Source organism: Paenibacillus sp. FSL R7-0216 (assembly GCF_037969915.1).
Lineage (GTDB): Bacteria > Bacillota > Bacilli > Paenibacillales > Paenibacillaceae > Fontibacillus > Fontibacillus rhizolycopersici.
In genome coordinates, this window is record NZ_CP150222.1 from 4,842,747 (window position 1) to 4,863,292 (window position 20,546).

Genomic DNA, 20,546 nt, shown 5'->3' on the forward strand with positions numbered 1-20,546 from the left:
TTGTAAGCCCTTTCATCAACTTATCTTTATTGTAAAAGCGCTACCAAACCGTAACTAGTTCACAATTAAAGTTTTAACCTTCAAAATCTCAGTTCCTGTTTCTGTATTCATTAGGCGACATTTGTAATCTTCTTTCAAATTGCTTGAGGAATTGACCGTAGTTAGCGTAACCGACCCGTTCGGCAACCTCGCCATTGTTCAGGGTTCCGTCCCGGAGCAACTTTACGGCTTCTTCAATCCGCAAATTATGGATCATCTCGTTAAAATGAACGCCGTTTCTCTTCTGCAGCAGCTGGCCCAAATAGACCGGATGCAGGTAAAAGACCTCCGCCAATTTCTTAATCGTTAGCGGCTCGCGGAAATGCTCCTGAATATAGGCGTTGATGTTCTGGACGACCCCTTGGGAACGCTGAGACTTGACTTCAAGGAGCAGATCGATGATCTCCTTACCCACGGAATGAATAAGGTCCACCAACTCCCGCATGGTATAAACGGCGGATGCCTTTCCGGGGATATCGTATCGACTCTGCAGCTCCGACGCCTTGTCCGGGAGTTCGTCCAAGTGCTCCAGCATCAGGTAGAACAAGTGAATCACGAATTTACGCACGATGTCCGGTGCAAGTGAATTCTCCCGGAAACGGTCTTCCGCTTGGGACAAACCTTCCTCCAAGCCGGATTTGTCCAACAACTGCAGCGCTCCCATGATCCGATCCACGAGCTCCGTTTGATCGTACTGGCTGCGGAATGTGAACCCGGCTACATCACGGTAAACCGTAATCCCGGCAAAGTCATCCGTATAAAAGCGGTGGATCAATGCCGTCTGGGCCTGACGGTACGTTTCTGAAATCTCCAGCAGACCTTCCGCACCTGCTCCCACGGTTGCAAAGGCTCCTAGAGTTCGGCACCAGTTCTCCAAATCCCTCATTCGAGCAAGGCCATCCTTGCCGTCAGTGTCAGGATCGAACCCGTATACCAAGGCAAAGCTGCCGGATTCCAAGTCGATCAAGTACATCGCTTCCCGCTCCTCGGCAAAAGTCGAGACCCCCTCTCGTGTCTCCGCCGAACTGCTGCTTCTGGGTTGGATGAGACAGACATTCCATGCCTTTCGAAGACTTGAAAGCACATCGATCCGCGGGGTATCCCCGGGGAGGCTCGTTGGTTGATTCAACAACACCTTCAGCAAGTTAACCGTCTCCTCGTAAGAAGCGATACGGTTGATGCGCTGACGCCCTCGTTCCTCCACCAGCTCTTTATATATCGCCCCCAGTTCCTCGGCAGCCATCTCCTCGTCAATCGGCTTCAGCAGATACCGGGTAATACCGAAGCGTAGAGCCCTTTGGGCGTATTGAAATTCACTGTACCCGCTGACGATGGCAAAGCTGACCGGACGGATATTTCGCTTCTGCCAGGTCTCGATCATTTCCAAACCGTCCATCACCGGCATCCGCACATCCGTCACGACCAGATCCGGCTGCAGTTTCTCGATCTGCTCCAGCGCCTCCGCGCCGTTGCTGCTGATACCACAAATATCGAAGCCGAGCTCCGGCCAGTTGATCCACAGCTGCATGCCTTCCAACGCTGCCGGCTCATCATCCACCAGTAACACCTTGAATTTCATGCTTGCCCCTCCCTGTCCATCTCTTTCTGGTGTTCAAGCAGCCGGATCGGGATCTCGACAGACACCACCGTCCCTTGTCCCGAATTGCTACTGATATTAAATCGAACCTGGTCGTTGTAATAGAGCTCGAATCGGCGATAAACGTTGCGGATGCCGATGCTGTTTCCTGAGGTGTTTTCGCTGCGTACGGAGAGCAATATTTCCCTCAGCTGCTCGGGTTCGATGCCTTTACCGTTATCCGAGATGACGATGCGCAGCCAACCGTCCGCCACGTTTGCTTTGACAGTGACGAGACCTGTCCCCTGAACCGCCTGGATCCCGTGCTTGCAGGCATTCTCCACCAGCGGCTGGATGCTCATCTTCGGAATTTTATAGTGCAACGCCTCCGGTTCGATATCGAATTTATATTCGAACTTATCCCGGAAACGGAACTTTTCGATTTTCAAATACATGTCGATGAACATGATCTCTTCCCCCAAAGTAACCAGATCCTCCTTCCAGCGCAGCAGCCGGCGCAGCAGTCTGGACAGGTTCTTGATGATGTCCGTCACGTCGGAATAATTGTTTTTCGTGCAGACGACCAAAATCGCGTTCAGGGTATTGAACAGGAAATGCGGGTTCATCTGGCTCTGCAAAAAGTTCAGTTCCGCCCGTACCCGCTCGGCTTCTAGGCTCTTCTGCTGGATTTCCAGCTTATAGACGTTGTTGATCAACGCATTGATCCGGGCGGTCATCATGTTAAAATTACGGATCAAGCCGCCGATTTCGTCACGGCCTTCGTCGATGTTGATCAGATCAAACTTCTCGTTGGTTACCTTCTGCATATGGCGGGATAAGCGTTTCACCCGGTAATGGTATGAACGGAGCATCACGTAAATAAAGATCGACGTGAAAAAGGTGATCGCGGCCGCCAGCATCCCCACGAATAGCCTCATCTCGAACATCGCCTTCGAAACCCGCGTCCCTTGCGGGATGCCGATGAGACGCCAACCTTTGACGTACCGCGCGTTGCCGATCGCTACGCTTTCCACGCCCTTTTCCTCATTCGCCGCGGTCAGTTCGAATCGGGGATAGCCGTCGTTCTGCCCTTGCCGGTATCCGCTGTTGGCCGACACGATGATCTCGTCGTTTCCGTTGACCAAATACAAATCCAGATAGTCCCGCTCCCGCATGATGACGTCGTAAATCTTGCTGAGGTCAATGTCGATCCGCAACACTTTTTCGAACATGTTATACGAATCATAGTAATCCATCTGCTCGATCACGCTGAAATACGATTCGATATTAGCTAGGTTATTGACCTGCGAAGCCCGGTAGGCCGCGATGACCACCGGATCCGTCGAGCTTTGCCAAATCCGGTACCACTCACTGCCCCTCACCTCATCATCGATCATGTGGTAATTACCGCCAGGAACAACCGTGGGATTGCTCGTGTAAATGCCGATCCGCAATATCTGGTTGTTGACCGGAATGTAGCTGGTGACCCGATTGCGCAGCTGCTCGTCAAACGTCTCATAGAAATCGAGCGGATCGGCGTACGTCTTTTCCATCTTCTCGTACAGCGTTTTATCCGTATTCAGGGCATGGCTGACGGCTACTCCGCCATCGATAAAATCAAGAATATCCTTTCGGGCACGCTCCATGGAAATGTCCAGGTTCTGCTCCTCGCGCTCTTTGATGAAGTCCGTCATCCGTCCCATAAGCAGCAAGTTAATGACCAAAATCGGCAATAGGACGCCAATGAGGTAGATCAGCAAAAATTTTGTATTCAGCGGAATATCGTTAACCGTCCTCCGGAATCTCCATCTTCTCATGCTTGCACCACCTCGGGCTTATTCGGCCGGCTTTATCCCTGCCTCGTTCTTGGAACCGTCATTGAGAAACTCAGATTTGTATACAGAAGGCAACATCCCCGTCGCCTGTTTGAATTTGCTAATAAAATAGTCCGTATTCGGATAACCGACCTGCAGCGCGATATCGGAAATTTTCATCGGAGTACGCTTTAACAGGCGTTTGGCCTCCTCGATTCGCTTCTCGTTCAGATATTCGTTGAAGGGTTTTCCCGTTTCTTTCTTGAACACCTGTCCCAAATAAGTCGGGTTCATGTGGAACTTCTTGGCGAGGGTTTGCAGCTTCAATTTACTGCGATATTCCTCGTCCACGTACTGAATGACCTGAAACATCGTATTATTCTCGTTCTTCTGCCGTAACCCGGCGAGCAGCAACGAAGCCTCCCGGCACAGCTTGTGCAAATAACCCTTCAATGCCGGGTAATCACTCATGCCGTCTGGAGTTCCTGCATCCTCCTGCATGTGAACCATAAAGGCGTCGGCGTCGCCGCCCGCTCTCTTGATCTTGCGGCATAACGTCAGTTCCATGTTGCCTGCAAATACCCGGATGGAATCTACGCTCATCTGGCTGCAGGCGAGAGAACTAAAAGCTTCCTCCACCGCCGCCCCAGCTGCCACGGGGTCACCTTCTAACACGGCTTCAAGCAGGAGGTCAAATTTCCCCCTGAACGCGTCCTCCGTATTTGAGGGCTGCGGGTGAGGACAAGGTAGAAAGAAGCCGGTCTTCCCCCGTTCACGCTTCACTTTGACGGTCTCCAGCGTTTGCAGGTATAACTCTCGAATCGAGCGGATGCCCTTCCCGACCTCACTGACGGCAATAACCACCGGCCGATCCAGATCGGATAGCTCGCCGCTGATCGCCAGCCCAATCTCCTCCAGCCGCGGCGGCGGCAATTCGTCCGTACGGACGATCACCCCGACCCGGCCCAGGGCGTCAAGGAACAATCGATCGGTATTCTTGGAGAAGTACGTCGACACCCTCAGCTTTAAATCCGATGGATAACCGCCGGCGCCGGCGTCGATCAACATGCACAGCAGCTCCGGTTCTCCTCCCAACTGCAGAGCGACGGCTGCTTCTTGCTCCAACCGGTCTCCTTCCTCCCCCTGAATCAAGCGGTTCAAGATGTTATTCTTAAACAGCAACTGCTTGCGCGACGAGGCCTGCTCCATTTCCATCTCCTCCGCGATGGACTGACCCAGACGAGCCAGAATCGTCTCGAACTCATCTTCATCGATCGGCTTCAGCAAATACTCCGCAACCCGCTGCCGCATGGCCGTTAGCGCATAATTGAAATCATCGTACCCGCTCAAGATGACGAATTTGGGCGGCTTCGGCAACAACCGTCTGCTCCGTTCAATAAGCTCCAAGCCGCTGATCACCGGCATATGAATATCGGTGACGATTAGATCCGGCCGAAGCTCCTGCATTTTGGCCAGCGCCTCGGGACCATCCAGCGCTTCGCCGCATACTTGAAAGCCGTGCTTTTCCCAGTTCACCATAGTCCGAAGCCCTTCGAGCACCCAAGGCTCGTCATCCACCAGAAGCACTTGCCGCATGGCCGCGATCCCTCCCCCTCACGCGATTTCCCCTATTTATATCAATGCTTAAACTTGGCATGTAAGCGTACTCATTTTTATGCTAGCACAATTTCTCCTCTCGTGGAAACTTAATTTATCCAACAAACAAAGGCAGCCTAGAGCGGTCTGCTCCGAACTGCCTTTCCTGAACCCGATATATCACGGACTTCCTTACCTCTGTTGCCGCGGAGGGAATAACTTTCCCCAGAACTTACCTTGGCCGTTCCAATTCAAAAATGTCTCCCAGCCGGGCGTAGCTGTTCCCCGCCAATCGACTGATCGGCTGCAATCCATGGGGGTCGATTCGTCCAGACTCGTACAGCTCCTCTTCGATGTGAAATCGAACCACCCGGCCGATCAGCAAATCGACCGAAGGGCCCTGCTCTTTACCGCCTAAGGGGATAGATCGTTCCAACACACACTCCATACGGATCTTGGCTTCGGCAACACCCGGGACCGCGATCGCTTCGCTGGCGATGGGCGTGAGTCCTGCCGCCTCCACCTCGCTCTTCTCTGGAGGGAGCGGCGCCGCAGTGTGGTTCAACTCGCGAATGTACGCTTCATCCGCGATATGCACGACAAAGGCCCCCGTCGCCGCGGCATTCCGGGCCGTATCCTTCGACGCGCCGTTTTTCCGCTGTACCGCCAACGACACCATCGGCGGATCGGCCGTCACGATGTTAAAATAACTGAATGGGGCTGCATTGAGCACACCCTCAGACGACATCGTCGTCACCAGCGCAACTGGCCGCGGGATGACGCTGCCGATCAGCAGCTTGTAATTGTCCCTCTCCGTTTGCTGCTCCGGGTTAATGGATATCATTGACGGCACCTCCTTGAATCTATTAAGTGTTCAACAGATGATTTCGATACCATTCCGCCGCAGCTTGAACTTCGGTTTCGGTCAATTGATGGCCATATGGCTCCCAATGCACATGCACCTGGGCTCCGGCCCCGCTAAGCAGCCCTTTCAACTCCTCGGTTTCCTCCGGACGGCACATGGCGTCATTCCGTCCCGCCCCGATGAAGACGGGCAGCCCCGCCATCACCGGCAAAGAAACGCCCCGCCGCGGCACCATCGGGTGATGCAATATCGCCCCGCTCAGCACACCCGCATGATGGAACAGCAGGCTTGCCGCAATGTTTGCTCCGTTGGAATAACCCACCGCGACGACGCGGCCCCGATCGAAGCCGTATTGCTCGGACGCTTCGTCCAGGAAGTCATGGAGCTCCTTCGTGCGCAGTACCAGGTCCTCCTCATCGAACACGCCCATCGCCAGCCGCCGAAAGAAGCGCGGCATCCCATTCTCCAGCACGTTGCCGCGGACGCTTAGCACCGCCGACGTCGGAGAGATCATCTCGGCCAACGGAAGCAGGTCCTGCTCCGTGCCGCCTGTCCCGTGAAGGAGAAGCAGCGTTGGAGCCGCCGCTTCTCCGCTTGCCGAACCCGGCTTGAAGATATGCTTCATCCCTGCTGATCCTCCTTCAGCACCCGGACCTCAAACGGGGTCAAATTTTGTTCGATCGCTTCACGGTGCGGTTCATACCAGGCTGGCAGCATCAGCTTTTCGCCCAAATGCTCCGACGTTTCGTCATTGGCGAATCCCGGCGGGTTGGTAGCAATTTCGAACAAAATGCCGCCTTCTTCCCGGAAATAGACCGCGTGGAAATACTGCCGGTCGACGATTTGCGTCGGATGGTAGCCGTGTTCAGCAACCCATGTTCTCCATTCCTCGTGTTCCGCGAAATCCCGGGCTCTCCAGGCGATATGATGCACCGTCCCGGCGCCGCCCGCCCCGTATTCCATCGGTTTCACGTTTACGTCAATCACGTCGCCGAGGTCGCCTTCCGCTTTAAAGCGGGCGTAGTCGCCGTCCTCACCGAGCTTCTTCAAACCCATGACGGTTTCGAGCAACGTAGCGGTTTTCTCCGGGGCGACACTGTAGAGCACCGCACCGCCAAACCCTTTGATCGCCTTGTCAGCTGGGACGCCGCCAAACGACCATGTGCTTTGCGGGCCGGCCGTACGCTCCACCAATTCCAGCTGCAATCCGTCCTTGTCGCGGAAATGGAGATACGTTTCGCCGAAACGGTTTGCCACAGTGGTGGAGATGCCGAATTGATGCAGCCGTTCCTGCCAGAAAGCCAAGGCACCAACCGGAATAGCGAAGGTGGTAATCCCTACCTGACCGGCTCCGACCCGGCCGCGACGGGCTCCCGGTGTTGGGAAGAAGGTCATGATGGTACCCGGATTCCCGTCCTCGTCACCGAAGTAGAGATGATACACTTCTGGCGCATCGAAGTTGATGGTTTTTTTAACCAGTCGGAGTCCAAGCACCCCTGCGTAAAAGTCAACGTTAGCTTGCGGATCAGTAGCAAATGCAGTAATATGATGAATTCCTGAAGTTGGATGTACCATGTGTAACTCCTCCTTATTTTGGGAAAATCGATTCAAAATCGGTTATAGCTGACGAATTCTCCGACGGGTTTACGGTAGCCGCGCGGGCGGAAGCTGGAGGTATCCTCCTTGCCGATGGCAATCAGCATCACCGGCTCGTAATTATCCGGGACATTCAGCAACCGGCGCATCGCCACAGGATCAAACCCGATCATTGGGCATGTATCCCAGCCGCGATCTTTGGCGATAAGCATCATCTGCATGGCCGACAGGCTGGCGCTGCGGATCGCTTCCTCCCGCATGAACGCCTCGCCCCGGTTCTCATAGAAACCGATCGTATCGGACACAAGCTGGTCGTACTCCTGTTTGCTGAGCACACCCAAATTCAGCATTCCTTCGTTCATCGCTCCTGCGTCCTTGTGGGCATCCCGTTTACCCAGTACCAGGATCACCGCCGAGGCTGTTCGGACCTTGTATTGCTTGGCCGCAGCCTCGTAGACTTGTTCCCTCAATGCGGGGTCCTTGACCACCACATAGTGGGTATGCTGCAAATTAAACGCCGATGGCGCAAATTTCGTGAGATTGAAGATTTCTTCCAGTTCCTTGTCTTGGATTTCCACGCCGGGGATGAATTTATTCGCCGAACGGCGGGATTTAACGATAGTAGTAAAATCATGTTCATTCGAGTTCATGACTAGGGCTCCTCCCAGATTAGAAAAATCGTCGTTTTGCAACGGTGATCAAAGCAGCGCGTCGAGGGAGTAGGCCCCTGCGCCAGACAAGATCAACCCAACCGAAACAGCGATCAGCAGCAGATTGTATTCGTACCCGCCTGCGGTCGACCAGAACCCGTTCTTGGCGTGAACGGAGACGATCGCCACGATCATCGTGAGGATCAGCAGCGCCGCTCCAAACGGCGTAAACAGCCCTGCCGCCACCAGTAATCCCCCGCCAAATTCTGCGAGACCGGCTAATACCGCCATCAGCACTCCGGGTTTAATTCCCAGCGATTCCATCCAACCTCCGGTTCCTTTGGGGCCGTAGCCGCCAAACCAGCCAAACAGCTTTTGCGCACCATGCGCCATCATCGTGAATCCCAACACCAAACGTATAATGAATAAGGCCAATGCTAATGTCATGTTCATGACTCCTTTTTATGTGAATTTAGAGAATCTTTATATTAAGATATTTGAGCTGAGAAGACGTCTTCCGACGCCCTTCCCGCCGCCTATCAGAGCTTCGGAATGGTTAAGTCGCTACTTGAAGCCTTCCTGTGCGGATTTACCCAGCTTCTTCAGCAGCATCGCGGCGATCTCCTTCTCTTCCGGAGTAAGTCCGCTGACCGCCTCCTCAATAAGGCGGGCATGCTGCGGGAACACCTCTTCGATGAACTGGCGTCCTTGCTCGGTGATTTCCGCGTACACCAATCGCCGGTCTTCCGGGCAGTCCTGACGAGTCACGTATCCTTTCTTCTCCAGCTTATCTACGACATACGTAATGTTGCCGCTGCTCATCAGCACCTTGCTGCCGATTTGCTGAATCGGTTGTCTGCCCTTATGATATAGCAGATCCAGTACGCCGAATTCGGTCCGGGTTAATCCGTATTGCCGAATCCCCTTGTCGCTATGCGCATGAACCCACTCGCTAGCCCGGGACAATACGACGAACAAATGCAGCGCGTCGTCGCTCTTCGCTTGATTCGTCATATCCACTCACCTCCCTGATTGTTCCGAAAGTATATCATAGGGTAACCCTAAATGACTTCGGTAACTCTTAATGTCGTTTGTCTTAATATTAAGATAAATGATATCGAGATAAATGTCAACCCTAAATGAAAACGGCCACCCCAGCAATGCGCAACTAACGCATCCGGAGCGACCGTTAAGTCATGGCGATGAGCGGAAACCAACTTATTTGGCAGAGTACCCGCCGTCGATGGGAAGCTCAATACCCGTGATGTATGAGGATTCGTCAGAGGCAAGAAACAACACGCCCTTGGCGATGTCCTCTGCTTGTCCAAGGCGCGGAATCGGCGTTTGCGACAAAAACCAGTTTCTCATGTTCTCGTCAGCCATCAAATCTTTGGTCATCGGCGTTTCGATGTATCCCGGATGGATGGAGTTGGCCCGGATGTTATGCTTCGCATAATCCACCGCCGTCGCTTTCGTAAGCAGGCGGACGGCCCCTTTGCTGGCCGTATAAGGCCCCGTGCCGCTGCCGCCGGTCAGTCCGGCAATCGAGGAAATATTAACGATGGAGCCTCCCCCACCGTTGATCATGTGCGGGATGACGTATTTTTGACCGAGAAATACGCTGGTGACATTGATGTTCATCACCTTGTTCCACAGCTCCAGGTCGGTCTCCAAAAAAGGCGTTGCGCTGGAGATCCCCGCATTGTTGACGAGGATATCGATTTTGCCGAACCGCGTCAGGGCCGTTTCGGTAACCCGCGCCCAATCTTCCTCCGACGTAACGTCCTGCGTCAAAGCTACCGCTACCCCGCCTTGATCTGTAATCTCTTTGGCAACGGCTTGAATTTTTTCGTCCTGAATGTCTGTAATGACGACTTTGGCGCCTTCTTTCGCAAACAACAGCGCGTCAGCTTTGCCCATCCCCCCGGCAGCGCCGGTAATTATCGCGATTTTATTGTCCAATCTTCCCATGTTTAGACTCCTCCTTGATCGGCCCATACGGCCGGACATTGTGTTCTATGTCAGCAGATAGCATGCTCATTCGGATCGAATTGTACCAACATTTTCTCGAATGCCCGCAGCAATAAGTCCGTTTCTTCCTCCGAAAAATCCTCCCAAAGTTCACGCGTCATTTCTTTATATTTCTGTACCATGCGTTCCTCAACTTCCTGACCGGCCTCCGTGATGCATAGGAGAACGTTACGCCGGTCGCTTTCCGGGATCACACGTTCAATGAGCCCTTTAGCCGCCAATTTATTCGCAAGATTGGTGACGGCCGGCAGGGAGACCTCCAGCATCTCGGCCAAATCAGAGCAATTCTGCTGACCCGCTCTGGATAAAATTTGGAGAATCAAGTATTGGGGAGCCGTCAATTCTGGATCGAGTATTTTGGCGTATCCAACGACGAATCGGGTCATTTGCATCGACATTAACAGCGATAACCGCTCCCGCTTATTCAGCACGGATCCCCTCCTTATGAGTTAATAATTAATAATTATTACATTTGAATAATTAATATCTCTTAACAATTTCACTATCATAGTACTTCTTCTAGCAACCTTCGTCAACTCCCTAACCTATTCTTTACCATCGCATAAAAAAAGACGCCGATATCGGCGTCGATCCCTCCTCTTATTTTTCGCAGCGGCCTTATTTTTTCCCCCGCATTGACGCACTAGTCCGCACGTTTGTCAGGACGTTGACCGCGAATACGATAACGCTGATCACGACAAGCGTTCCGCCGATCGCCACCAAAGGCTCCAACTGTACCGAACCGGTCAGTACCAGCGATAAGCTGATCATCATAACCGGAAGTCCGATGGAGTACGTCCAGAACTGGATTTTGCTCAGCAGGCTCTCCCCTGCCCCTGGAAACAACACATAAATCACGCCAGCTAGTGCGAAGGATGCCCAACCTAATAGATTTACATGGGCATGCACGCCCGCTAATGTATAGTCATGTTGCATGGACATGTACATGCCTAGCAATACACCGATGACAAAATAAACGACTGAAACCTTAAGATACGTAATCCCCATACCCGACGCCCCCTCCAATAGGAACAAGTTATCCTTACATGTTCAAAATATGTCACAATGGAGGGGAATATTCGAAGAGCTTCTAGGTTCTAGCGCCACTCTTCCGGCAGCAATCGCGCATAATGCGGCTGAAGGTAACGGTCGTCGATCAGGGCGAGGCGGCCCTGGTCGGTCTCCGAGCGGATCAGGCGTCCTCCGGCCTGAAGCACCTTGTTCATGCCGGGGAATACGTAGGCATAATCAAAGCCGTTTCTCCCGGACGTCTGGAAGTAGTCGCGGATCAAATTACGCTCCGGGCCGATTTGCGGCAACCCGACGCCCACAATCGCTACTCCTGTCAGTCGATCGCCCACAAGATCGATCCCCTCCGAGAAGAGGCCACCCATCACGGCAAAAGCGATGAAGGTCCGACCCGGAGCCGGGTTAGGCACAAAGGCGGCCAAAAACTGCTCCCGATCCTCCTCGGTCATCCCGGATTGCTGCAAGAGCAGCTCCGTTCCTTCCTCCGCGACAGCGGCAAAATCCTCGTAAATCATGTTCATATAAGCGTAGGAAGGGAAGAAGAACAGATAATTCCCGGGCCGGCCACGAGTTACTTCCTGCAAAGCGCGAACCAGAGGAACTCGGGTCTGCTCCCGATCCTGATACCTTGTCGAAAGCGGCAGCACAACCACCTCCAGCTGGTCGCGAGAAAACGGCGAGGAGAGCGATACCGTATAATCGTCCGGCCCCGCCCCCAGCATATCGCGGTAATAAGCCATCGGCGATAACGTCGCCGAGAAATAAATGCGCGAGCGGAACCCCTTGCCCATCTCCTGCAGCAAATGAGAAGGATCCAGGCAAAACAACTTGATCCGCACGTCCTCCCGGGTGACCTCCGTATAGGTCACGAACCGTTCGTCGTACAGCTTGCCGATCCGGCCGAAATGCAGGGCCTCGAAATATGCCTGGAGCAGCAGCTCCCGCGCGTCTGCCTCCAAACTCCCCGGAGAGCCGGTCTGCCCGGCGGCGGACGGTTCGAGTGCCAGTTCCCGTTCCGCCGCTTCGGCAAAAGCCTCCGCCCGCTCCAGCAACAGCTCTGGCGCGGCTAAATCGGTCTGGAACGACGATCCTTCGGCCCGCTTCTTCAGCTCGATAAACAAGGCGTTAACGGCTTTGGCTGCTTTCGCAACGGACGGGCTCTTCTCTTTGTACGCTCGCTGCAGCGCCAGAAAACCGGATTTCCGCAGCTCGGCGGAATACATCTCCCTCGCCCGGTCGACTAAATTATGGGCCTCGTCGATCAGCAGGGTGGTTTCCTTCTTCTGCTCCGCGAACATGCGTTGCAGGGACACTTTGGGATCAAATACATAATTGTAATCACAAATCGTGACATCGGCGGCATAAGACAAGTCCAACGAAAATTCAAACGGGCACACCCGATGCTTGCGGGCGTACGCCTCGATCACCGGGCGAGTGAGCTGTGTCTCATTCGCCAAGATATCCAGGATGGCCCCGTTGATCCGGTCGAAGTAACCATCGGCATAGATACAGTCTTCTTTGTTGCAGCGGACTTCTTCGCTGAAGCAGATTTTCTCCTTGGCCGTTAGGGTCACCACCCAAGCTTGCAGCCCCTGTGCTTCCATCAACGCGAAGGCGTTCTCCGCGGCGGTTCGGGTAATCGTCTTGGCCGTGAGGTAATACAGTTGATTCAATTTACCTTCGCCCATCGCCTTGAGCGCCGGAAATGTGGTGGAAATCGTCTTCCCGATGCCGGTCGGCGCCTGGGCAAACAAACCCACCGCTTCCTCAATCGTCTTGTATACCGCGCCCGCCAGTTTCCGTTGCCCGGTCCGGTAACCCGGAAACGGAAACGCCAGCTCCGCGATGCTCCGGTTGCGCTCGCGCCGATGGTCACGAAGCAAACGGGCGTACGGAGCATAGTGCCTTACGACGTCATGGATGAACGTCTCCAGCTCGTCCAACCCGGCCCGCATCCGAAATTGTTTGCGCTCCCCCGTATCCAGCTGCACATAGGTCAGCTGTACTCCCATCTCGCGTTGCCCGTTGGCTTTGGCGTACATATAGGCGTAGCACTTCGCCTGCGCCCAGTGTACGGGGTACGTATCTTCACGGATCGCCGCCAAATCGCCAGCCGTCGATTTAATCTCGTCGATCGTCCATCCGCCGTCCCCGCCAACTAACAGCCCATCGCATCGCCCGTCTACAACGAAGAGGAGATCCCCACAGGGAATCTCCGCCTTCAAGTACACTTCTTTCTGATCGCCTTCGCCGTATTGCTTCTGCACCTGCTGATGCGCCTTCGTGCCTTCCGTCAGCGAGACCGCCGTGCGGAAGCCGCTTTCCAAGCTGCCGCTGCGGAACACATACTCCACCAGAGTACGAACCGCGATATTTACCATGGATTCATTTGCCATTTGCTGTTTGTCACCGCCGATACTCTTGGAGAACATTTGTTCCATTAGTATACCATGACGAATGACAGATCGCTATCTACGGCGGCGCAGCCTAGATAAGCTTAGCGACGAACGTGGATCGCCCGAAACTCGTCTTCCAGTATGCTCATCAGAATCGAATCATGGTACGCATGATCGTAGAACAACGCTTCCCTCTGCACGCCTTCGCGTTTGAACCCTAACTTCTCGTAAACATGCATAGCCCGCCCATTATAGTCAAAAACATTAAGTTCGATCCGGTGCAGCCCCAGTACGCCAAATCCGTAATCCAGCATTAGCTTCATCGCCTCGCTGCCATAACCCTTCCCCGTGTCCGCCGTCTGGTTAATTGCAACTCGAATGTTGCAGCAGCGGTTACTCGGGTCGATGTCCTGGAGAGCGATATCCCCGATCGGCCGGTCATCCTCCCGCCGTACGATGGCCAGCAATACGCTGGAATCGTCCTGGCCTTTCCGCTCCAGATAGGCGGCGATGAACTCCTTGGTGAAGTGGCGCTTTGTCCCCGTCCATCTTCTCATTTCCGGCTCATGCAAATTTTGATAATACCAATCGACATCCTCCACGTTCATCGGGCGCAAATACACCTTGTCCCCCATTAAAAATCCTGCGTAACTCATCGTAATAATCTCCTTTTCCATCTCTCTTTTCGCATCTTAACACGGTACTGTATACTTAAAAATATACAAATAAATCTAAATTTAAAGGACAGTTTGGATGATAAGTGACGGGAGGGATCCTAACCAATGTATATTTTACCGCAGCCCCACGACGGCAGTCTGGCCGGGCGGTCCTACCGATATGTCGAGATTTACGAAATGTTTAAGCGCGAGATTATCGCCGGATCGCTCCGCGAGGAACAACGACTGCCCTCGATCCGCAAACTGGCGGAGTTTCTGGGCATCAGCACAACCCCTGTCGAGTTGGCTTACCAGCAACTCATCGCCGAGGGGTTTATCGAGAGCCGTCCAAAACGGGGATATTTCGTCGTTAAGCTGCCGGAGCCCTATCCGTCGTTTGCGCTGACCGGCAGAAATCCGGAACGCGAGCTCCCGCCCCATACGGATACTCCTATGCCAAAGCCAGATTCAGAACCAAATCCGAGGAGCCCCCTACCACCTCTCTACGACTTCCATCTATCTAAAAATGATTTTAGCTTGTTCCCCTTTACGATATGGAAAAGGCTATACAACCAGCTCTTCCGCCCGGAAACCGCCGAACTGTTATTCTATGGGGACGCTCAGGGCGATCCGGAACTCAGGCGGGAAGTCGCCGAATATTTAAGCCGATTCCGCGGGGTCCATGCTTCCCCGGATCGGATCATCATCGGAGCGGAACAGCATTTGCTGCTTCTGCTGCTGGGTCAGATGCTGAACGCAGAGACCAACGCCGTCGCCGTTGAAGAACCCGGATACCGGATCGTTCCGGCTACCCTGGCTGCGCTCGGTTTCACGGTGCACCCGATTCCCCTCGACGAGCACGGCCTGCGCCCGGATTTGCTGAGGACTAGCGGAGCGCGAATCGCCAGCGTGTCGCCGTCCCATCAGTTTCCGACCGGCATCATTATGCCGCTATCCCGACGGCTGGAGCTGCTGGAATGGGCCAAGGCCGTCGACGGCTACCTGATCGAAGACGATTACGGCGGCGAGTTTCGTTATCAGGGCAAGCCGGTACCGGCGCTGCAAGGGCTCGTCCCGAACGACCGCGTCATCTATCTCGGCGGCTTCTCCCAGGTACTCGCGCCTGATCTCTGCATCCATTATCTCGTGCTGCCTGAGCATCTGGTGCCCCGCTTTCACGCCTTACGGCGCCACACCCTGTTTGAAGCGTCCGCGTCGGGGATTCACCAGCGCACCCTGCAGCGGTTTATGCAGGAGGGACATTTCGAGCGGCATATCCGCCGGATGAGGAACCTGTATCGCAAAAAAAATCGGCAGCTCGTCGCCTCCCTGACGAATCATTTCGGGAAGCGGGCTGCCGTTACGGGCGATAGCGCCGGTCTGCATCTCCTCTTTAGCGTGAAATCCAGCCTGCCGGAGAAGGAGCTGCTGCGGCTGGCTCAGGAGGCCGGCGTGCGAATCGCCTCCGCTGCCTTCTACTGGAACGCGCCGCCGGAAACGGAGCAGAAGTCGTTTATGCTAGGTTTCGGCGGTATTGCAATGGAACGGATTGACGAAGGCGTATCCCGGCTATACCAGGCTTGGTCACCCTATCTTCATTGACCTTCAGCTCCCGTCATTGGTCGATTCGAATGTCGTAATCCTTCTTCAAGTACCGATGGATTCTTCGAAAATCGCCCGGGGTCAACTCGCTCAAGCGCTTGTGGCCCTGTTTCCATTCCCGCCCGAGCAGGATGCCCATCGTTTCCCCGGCCAACGCGGTGGTGGGAATGATGCGGGCACTTCCGTAAGCTTTGATCTCCGCGCCGATATTCTTGCCAGCCACCAGCACGTTGTCGTACGATTTCAGCTCAAAGGAACGAAGCGGGATTCCATATCGGTCCGGCTTGCCGTAGCCAATGCCTTTCTTCACGACGCGGGTGGCTTGCAAATCGACGGTATAACCCCCAACCGTCACGTTGTCCCAGAACATCCGGCCCGACATCACATCTTTATAGTTCAACACATAGTCCGTTTCATATCGATTATAGTCGCGGATGTACAAATAATCGGGGTACCCGTTCAGCTCGGCTTTACCGAAGCCGGGGATATGCTTGCGCAAGTATTTGGCGATATAAGGGGCTTCCGCCTTCGCCCTTGCGACGGCGGAACGAACGGAGGTCGGATCGGCCGGATCCACATCGTACACCAGCAAGCTGTTGATGATCACTTCGCCGTCCTTTTGATACGTCGCGTTTAAGCCCCGGAGCATCAGATGGGAATCCCGTGGCCTGTAATTATAGGTCAGATTGCTGAAACCGGTGGCGAAATCCCAATCCACATAAGTGTTGGCGCCATATTTCTTGACGACGTTCGTTAACGGATAATCTTCTAGCACCGCTTGATGCAGTTTGTTCCAGTTCACGCTTTTAAACCGCAGCATGTAGGTAGCCGCCATATAATCCGGCTTCTTGCCGTTATACAAGCTTTCCATGCCCGGGATGCGTGGATTGCCAAGATGAATGGTCAGTGCGTTAAAATCCGTATTTTCCACAAAATACCCCGCCTGCACCTGATACAACTTGCCGTCCTTGGCCAGGTAAGTTATGGATTTCAGCGTTTTCCTTTGTTCTGTCCCTTGCCCGTCGGTATCTTCGATCTCCACCCCGTCGATGGTGATGCCGCTGCGCAGGGGGATCTCGCGAATCAGCTTGCGATAATAGCTTTCAAAGGCGGGCAACTTGCGAATGTTCCCGGCCTTATAGCCATCGTACAGGGGCTTCAACTCGCCTTGGACCAGGCTGCGCTTGCGGTTGTCGTTGGGCTCGTCCAAGACCAGCATCTGCCCTTGGATCAGCTCCCCGCCCGGCTTCTCGCGCGGATCAAGAATCAGCACGCTCAAACCCGCAGCATGCGCTTCCCTCGCCAATAACACCCCTTCGATTTCGCTGCCGATCACGACGACATCGTATCCATTACAGCCCGGTCCACAGGGGGCGGAAGGTGGGGTCTCGCTCGCCGCCGATGCTGGCGCAGGAACACGAACCGTTTCAAGCAACAGCAAAGTACATAAGAACATGGATAGAAGCCGCAAAGCTAATGTCTTTTTTCTCTCCAAATCAGTTGGCATAAGTTCTGGATAACTCTCCTCGTCATGGAGTATAATGACATTTTCTCTCCAGTAAAGGTTTGGTATCCAGTATATATATGGTATATTATGGGGTTTCCTATTGATTGCGGTCGTGCAGCAAACGGGACAAGCTCAACAGCTTGGATGGATCTAGCGGAGCCAGCCCGTTCCCCTCTTGCCTCACGGCGGAGCCGAAATGCACCTCGGTAACGCCTGTATCAGCGACGAACGGAGAGACGGTCTCCAGAGTCAAACCGTAGCCGGCTAAAATGCGCAGCGAGCTGCCATTAGCGATCGCCATCAGCTCCCGGATTGCGGGAACCGCCTGCGGGGCCGGCCGCGTTCCGCCCGAGGTCAGTACCCGATTTACCTGCGGGTATTGCATCAGCGTACGCAATCCGGAGGGCAGGTCCGCCAATTCGTCAAACGCTCGGTGGAACGTTACGTTGAGCCCGACTGCCAGCACTAAGATCCGTTCTAACGCAGCCTCATCGATCTTGCGCTCGGCAGTTAGCGCCCCAAACACGATGCCCGCCGCCCCTGCATCGGCAATGGCCCGGACTTCCTCCTCCATAGTAAGCACGTCGGCTTCCCCGTACACAAAAGACCGGCTATGCGGACGTACCATCACGTGGACAGGAATGTCCACGGCCTTTACCACTTGTCGGACCATACCAATGCCAGGGGTGAGTCCGCCTTCCGTTATCGCCGTAATCAGCTCCAGCCGGTCCGCCCCGTTTGCCTCCGCGACGATGGCGTCCTCCACACAGGTTGCTATGACCTCCAGAAACATCAGGAAACCTCCTTGTTATCAGTGATCCGATTATACGTCATATGTTAGCATAAACGAAACCGAAACCGCCCCATGGACGTATATAATTTCCATAAATCCTCGGCTTGATAAATCAGTCATTCATTACGAATACATGGTGAAGGAAGGGTGGAGTGATGTCCTTTTTCAAGAAGATGCTAGCCAGCGTGGGGATCGGTTCGGCGCAGGTCAATACGGAACTGGATGCGATCGAAGTCCGGCTGGGCGGCGAAATCAGTGGTACCCTATATGTGGAAGGTGGGCAGACCGACCAAACCATCGGCAACATTTATGTAAAGCTGAAAACCAACTACTTACGCGAGTCAAACGACCGCAAAATTAGAGCAACGGGCACGATCGCCAAATCCCTCGTCATCGAAGGTTTCCAGCTGCGGGCCGGCGAGCGCAGGCAGTTTCCGTTCCGATTCCGGCTTCCGGATCAAATGCCCGTGACGCTGCACAACGTTCCCATTTGGGTGGAAAGCGGGCTGGACATCGATCTGGCCGTGGATCCCAAGGACGAGGACCTGATCCATGTTTTGCCGGATGCGAAAATGCAAACCGTGTTGGACGCCGTCGATTTGCTTGGTTTTCGCTTGCGCGAGGTGACAAACGACTATGCGCCGAGGCTTGGCGGTGCCCTGCCTTTCGTGCAGGAATTCGAATATGTTCCGGGTACGAAGTTCCGCGGGTATCTCGACGAGCTGGAGATCCTGTTCTTCCCGCGGGGGGAGTCATTGGAGCTGGTGCTCCAGGTCGATCGCCGTGCCCGAGGCTTAAGCGGCTTATTCGCCGAGGCGATGGAGCTGGATGAACGATTCGTGCGGGTCCCTCTATCGAAGGAGGAGCTCCAACGCGGACCTCAGGCGGTGGCTGCCTTGCTGGAGAACGTGATCGCAAGCCATCTATAGGGAAGCGGCAGTTGTGTGGCAACGCCACCTCTGGATGCCGATCCCGCCCCCTCCGGCTACTCGAAAAGAAGAGGACTTGGAGCAATGCTCCAAGTCCTTTTCTTTCAAAATTTCCGCCTTTTCGTTCGCTCAGCTCGGCCGCTTCAATTGCTTGCTGCGCAGCTGTCCGCAGGCCGCATCGATATCTGCACCATGCTCCAATCGAACGCTGACGCTGAGACCGCGTTTTTTCAGCACATCGTAAAAGGCCAGCACAGAATCCTGCTCGCTCCGTTGATACTGACTGTGCTCATCCACCGGGTTATAAGGGATCAGATTGACGTTCACAAACCGATCGCCCAGCAGATCGGCTAGTTCCTGGGCATGCTCGGTCCCGTCGTTAACGCCCTTCAGCAAAATATACTCCATCGTGAGCCGCCGGTTCGTTTGCTCCAAGTAATAGTCGATCGCCGCCATCAGCTTCTCGAGCGGAATCGCCTTATTGATCTTCATGATCCGCGTGCGCAGCTCATTATTTGGCGCATGCAGGGACACGGCCAAATTCACCTGCAGGTCGGAATCGGCAAATTCGATGATTTTGTCCGCCAGTCCGCTAGTCGACACGGTAATGTGGCGCGGGCCAATCGCAAGCCCTTTAGGGTCCTGGATAACCCTCAGGAAATCGGCCATATTGTCGTAATTATCGAAAGGCTCCCCGATCCCCATCACAACGATGTGAGTTACCCGTTCACCATTTCCCAGTCGATCCAGGTGCAATTGCACCTTCATCACCTGTTCCACAATTTCCGCGCTCGTCAGGTCCCGACTCTTCTTCATCAGTCCGCTGGCACAGAAGCTACAGCCGATATTGCAGCCGACCTGCGTAGTCACGCATACCGACTGGCCAAATTTGTGGCGCATAAGCACCGTTTCAATCAGATTGCCATCCTGCAGGCGGAACAGAAACTTGATCGTCCCGTCGACCGACTCCTGGCGGATATGCTCCTCCAAGGTTTCGATGGCAAATTCCCCTTCAAGCAGGGAGAGGCATTCTGGATGAACACCCTCCATCTTTTCGTAATCGGTAACCCGTTTGCGGTACAAGCCGTCCCAGACCCTCTCAGCCCGGCCTCGTTTATGTCCACGATCCAGCAGCCAAGCGGCCAGCTGATCCTTCGTCAAACCATAAATGGATTGTTTATTCATGCGTATCCTCTTTCTAAAGAAACTCAAGTCATTTTCTAATTATACCTAATCCGTCATCCCGAATGCCACAGGTAAAAAAACGAATGCGCTGCGTCTTCGCCCCCACCCGTTTTACACAGATTGCCCTCCCTTTTAAACGAACGTTAACATTAGTGCCCTAAAGTGAAGATACGTTAAACTTTGACGAGTGCGAGAAAGGACCCGGTCAACTCGTAAGCGGTCCGGCCTACAAACTGGACCAAGGTCGGAACCAAATCACGCCGCACGGCCGGTTTGATTCTT

General features: G+C 54.2%; 19 protein-coding genes. 2 read left to right on the plus strand and 17 right to left on the minus strand.

Annotated elements, in window-relative coordinates; translation table 11 throughout:
- Window positions 1–88 precede the first annotated feature (88 nt).
- From MKZ15_RS22270 to MKZ15_RS22335, 14 genes are all read right to left on the minus strand, one after another.
- Window positions 89–1,618, minus strand: a complete 1,530-nt coding sequence (locus MKZ15_RS22270) for a response regulator (protein ID WP_155604817.1) — start codon at window positions 1,616–1,618, stop codon at window positions 89–91.
- The gene (locus tag MKZ15_RS22275) at window positions 1,615–3,432 is read right to left on the minus strand and encodes a sensor histidine kinase (RefSeq protein ID WP_155604816.1); all 1,818 of its coding nucleotides are present in this window, start codon (window positions 3,430–3,432) and stop codon (window positions 1,615–1,617) included. The genes MKZ15_RS22270 and MKZ15_RS22275 overlap by 4 nt, the downstream gene beginning before the upstream one ends.
- Before the next feature lie 18 nt (window positions 3,433–3,450).
- Window positions 3,451–5,025 carry a helix-turn-helix domain-containing protein gene (locus MKZ15_RS22280; protein WP_339818273.1) on the minus strand — a complete coding sequence of 525 codons (1,575 nt, stop codon included), beginning with the start codon at window positions 5,023–5,025 and terminating at the stop codon, window positions 3,451–3,453.
- Between the two features lie 232 nt (window positions 5,026–5,257).
- Window positions 5,258–5,869, minus strand: coding sequence for a flavin reductase family protein (locus tag MKZ15_RS22285; RefSeq protein WP_155604814.1), 612 nt, complete (start codon window positions 5,867–5,869; stop codon window positions 5,258–5,260).
- A 22-nt stretch (window positions 5,870–5,891) separates the two neighbouring features.
- Window positions 5,892–6,515, minus strand: a complete 624-nt coding sequence (locus tag MKZ15_RS22290; protein ID WP_339818276.1) for an alpha/beta hydrolase — start codon at window positions 6,513–6,515, stop codon at window positions 5,892–5,894.
- On the minus strand, window positions 6,512–7,465 hold the full coding sequence (locus tag MKZ15_RS22295) for a ring-cleaving dioxygenase (RefSeq protein WP_155604812.1): 954 nt from the start codon (window positions 7,463–7,465) through the stop codon (window positions 6,512–6,514). Before MKZ15_RS22295 ends, MKZ15_RS22290 begins: the two co-directional genes overlap by 4 nt.
- A gap of 32 nt (window positions 7,466–7,497) precedes the next feature.
- Complete coding sequence (locus MKZ15_RS22300) at window positions 7,498–8,136, minus strand: nitroreductase family protein (protein WP_339818278.1); 639 nt, start codon at window positions 8,134–8,136, stop codon at window positions 7,498–7,500.
- Between the two features lie 48 nt (window positions 8,137–8,184).
- Window positions 8,185–8,583, minus strand: a complete 399-nt coding sequence (locus tag MKZ15_RS22305; protein WP_155604810.1) for a DoxX family protein — start codon at window positions 8,581–8,583, stop codon at window positions 8,185–8,187.
- Between the two features lie 117 nt (window positions 8,584–8,700).
- Window positions 8,701–9,150 (minus strand): MarR family transcriptional regulator, encoded by a 450-nt coding sequence (locus MKZ15_RS22310; RefSeq protein WP_213622311.1) that lies wholly within the window; start codon window positions 9,148–9,150, stop codon window positions 8,701–8,703.
- Between the two features lie 204 nt (window positions 9,151–9,354).
- The gene (locus tag MKZ15_RS22315; RefSeq protein ID WP_155604808.1) at window positions 9,355–10,107 is read right to left on the minus strand and encodes a glucose 1-dehydrogenase; all 753 of its coding nucleotides are present in this window, start codon (window positions 10,105–10,107) and stop codon (window positions 9,355–9,357) included.
- A gap of 50 nt (window positions 10,108–10,157) precedes the next feature.
- Window positions 10,158–10,598, minus strand: coding sequence for a MarR family transcriptional regulator (locus tag MKZ15_RS22320; RefSeq protein ID WP_336244894.1), 441 nt, complete (start codon window positions 10,596–10,598; stop codon window positions 10,158–10,160).
- A 187-nt stretch (window positions 10,599–10,785) separates the two neighbouring features.
- Complete coding sequence (locus MKZ15_RS22325; RefSeq protein ID WP_339818281.1) at window positions 10,786–11,175, minus strand: cytochrome-c oxidase; 390 nt, start codon at window positions 11,173–11,175, stop codon at window positions 10,786–10,788.
- A gap of 89 nt (window positions 11,176–11,264) precedes the next feature.
- Complete coding sequence (locus MKZ15_RS22330) at window positions 11,265–13,592, minus strand: ATP-dependent DNA helicase (protein ID WP_339818283.1); 2,328 nt, start codon at window positions 13,590–13,592, stop codon at window positions 11,265–11,267.
- 101 nt (window positions 13,593–13,693) lie between these two features.
- Window positions 13,694–14,248: a GNAT family protein gene (locus tag MKZ15_RS22335; RefSeq protein WP_239483804.1), complete on the minus strand. Its 555-nt coding sequence runs from the start codon at window positions 14,246–14,248 to the stop codon at window positions 13,694–13,696.
- Window positions 14,249–14,374: 126 nt separating this feature from the next.
- Between MKZ15_RS22335 and MKZ15_RS22340 the strand changes: the two genes are divergently transcribed.
- Window positions 14,375–15,850 (plus strand): PLP-dependent aminotransferase family protein, encoded by a 1,476-nt coding sequence (locus MKZ15_RS22340; protein WP_339818285.1) that lies wholly within the window; start codon window positions 14,375–14,377, stop codon window positions 15,848–15,850.
- Window positions 15,851–15,863: 13 nt separating this feature from the next.
- Here MKZ15_RS22340 and MKZ15_RS22345 read toward each other — a convergent pair whose 3' ends face one another.
- Both MKZ15_RS22345 and MKZ15_RS22350 read right to left on the minus strand, forming a co-directional pair.
- Window positions 15,864–17,357, minus strand: a complete 1,494-nt coding sequence (locus MKZ15_RS22345; protein WP_339818286.1) for an FAD-dependent oxidoreductase — start codon at window positions 17,355–17,357, stop codon at window positions 15,864–15,866.
- A 97-nt stretch (window positions 17,358–17,454) separates the two neighbouring features.
- Window positions 17,455–18,150, minus strand: coding sequence for a copper homeostasis protein CutC (locus MKZ15_RS22350; RefSeq protein WP_339818288.1), 696 nt, complete (start codon window positions 18,148–18,150; stop codon window positions 17,455–17,457).
- A gap of 155 nt (window positions 18,151–18,305) precedes the next feature.
- Here MKZ15_RS22350 and MKZ15_RS22355 point away from each other — a divergent pair, with 155 nt between their 5' ends.
- Entirely contained in the window at window positions 18,306–19,079 is a 774-nt protein-coding gene (locus MKZ15_RS22355; RefSeq protein ID WP_339818291.1) for a sporulation protein, read from the plus strand.
- A 129-nt stretch (window positions 19,080–19,208) separates the two neighbouring features.
- On the opposite strand, the gene rlmN is transcribed toward MKZ15_RS22355, so the two are convergent.
- Entirely contained in the window at window positions 19,209–20,264 is a 1,056-nt protein-coding gene (rlmN, locus tag MKZ15_RS22360; RefSeq protein WP_339818293.1) for a 23S rRNA (adenine(2503)-C(2))-methyltransferase RlmN, read from the minus strand.
- Between the last annotated feature and the right edge of the window lie 282 nt (window positions 20,265–20,546).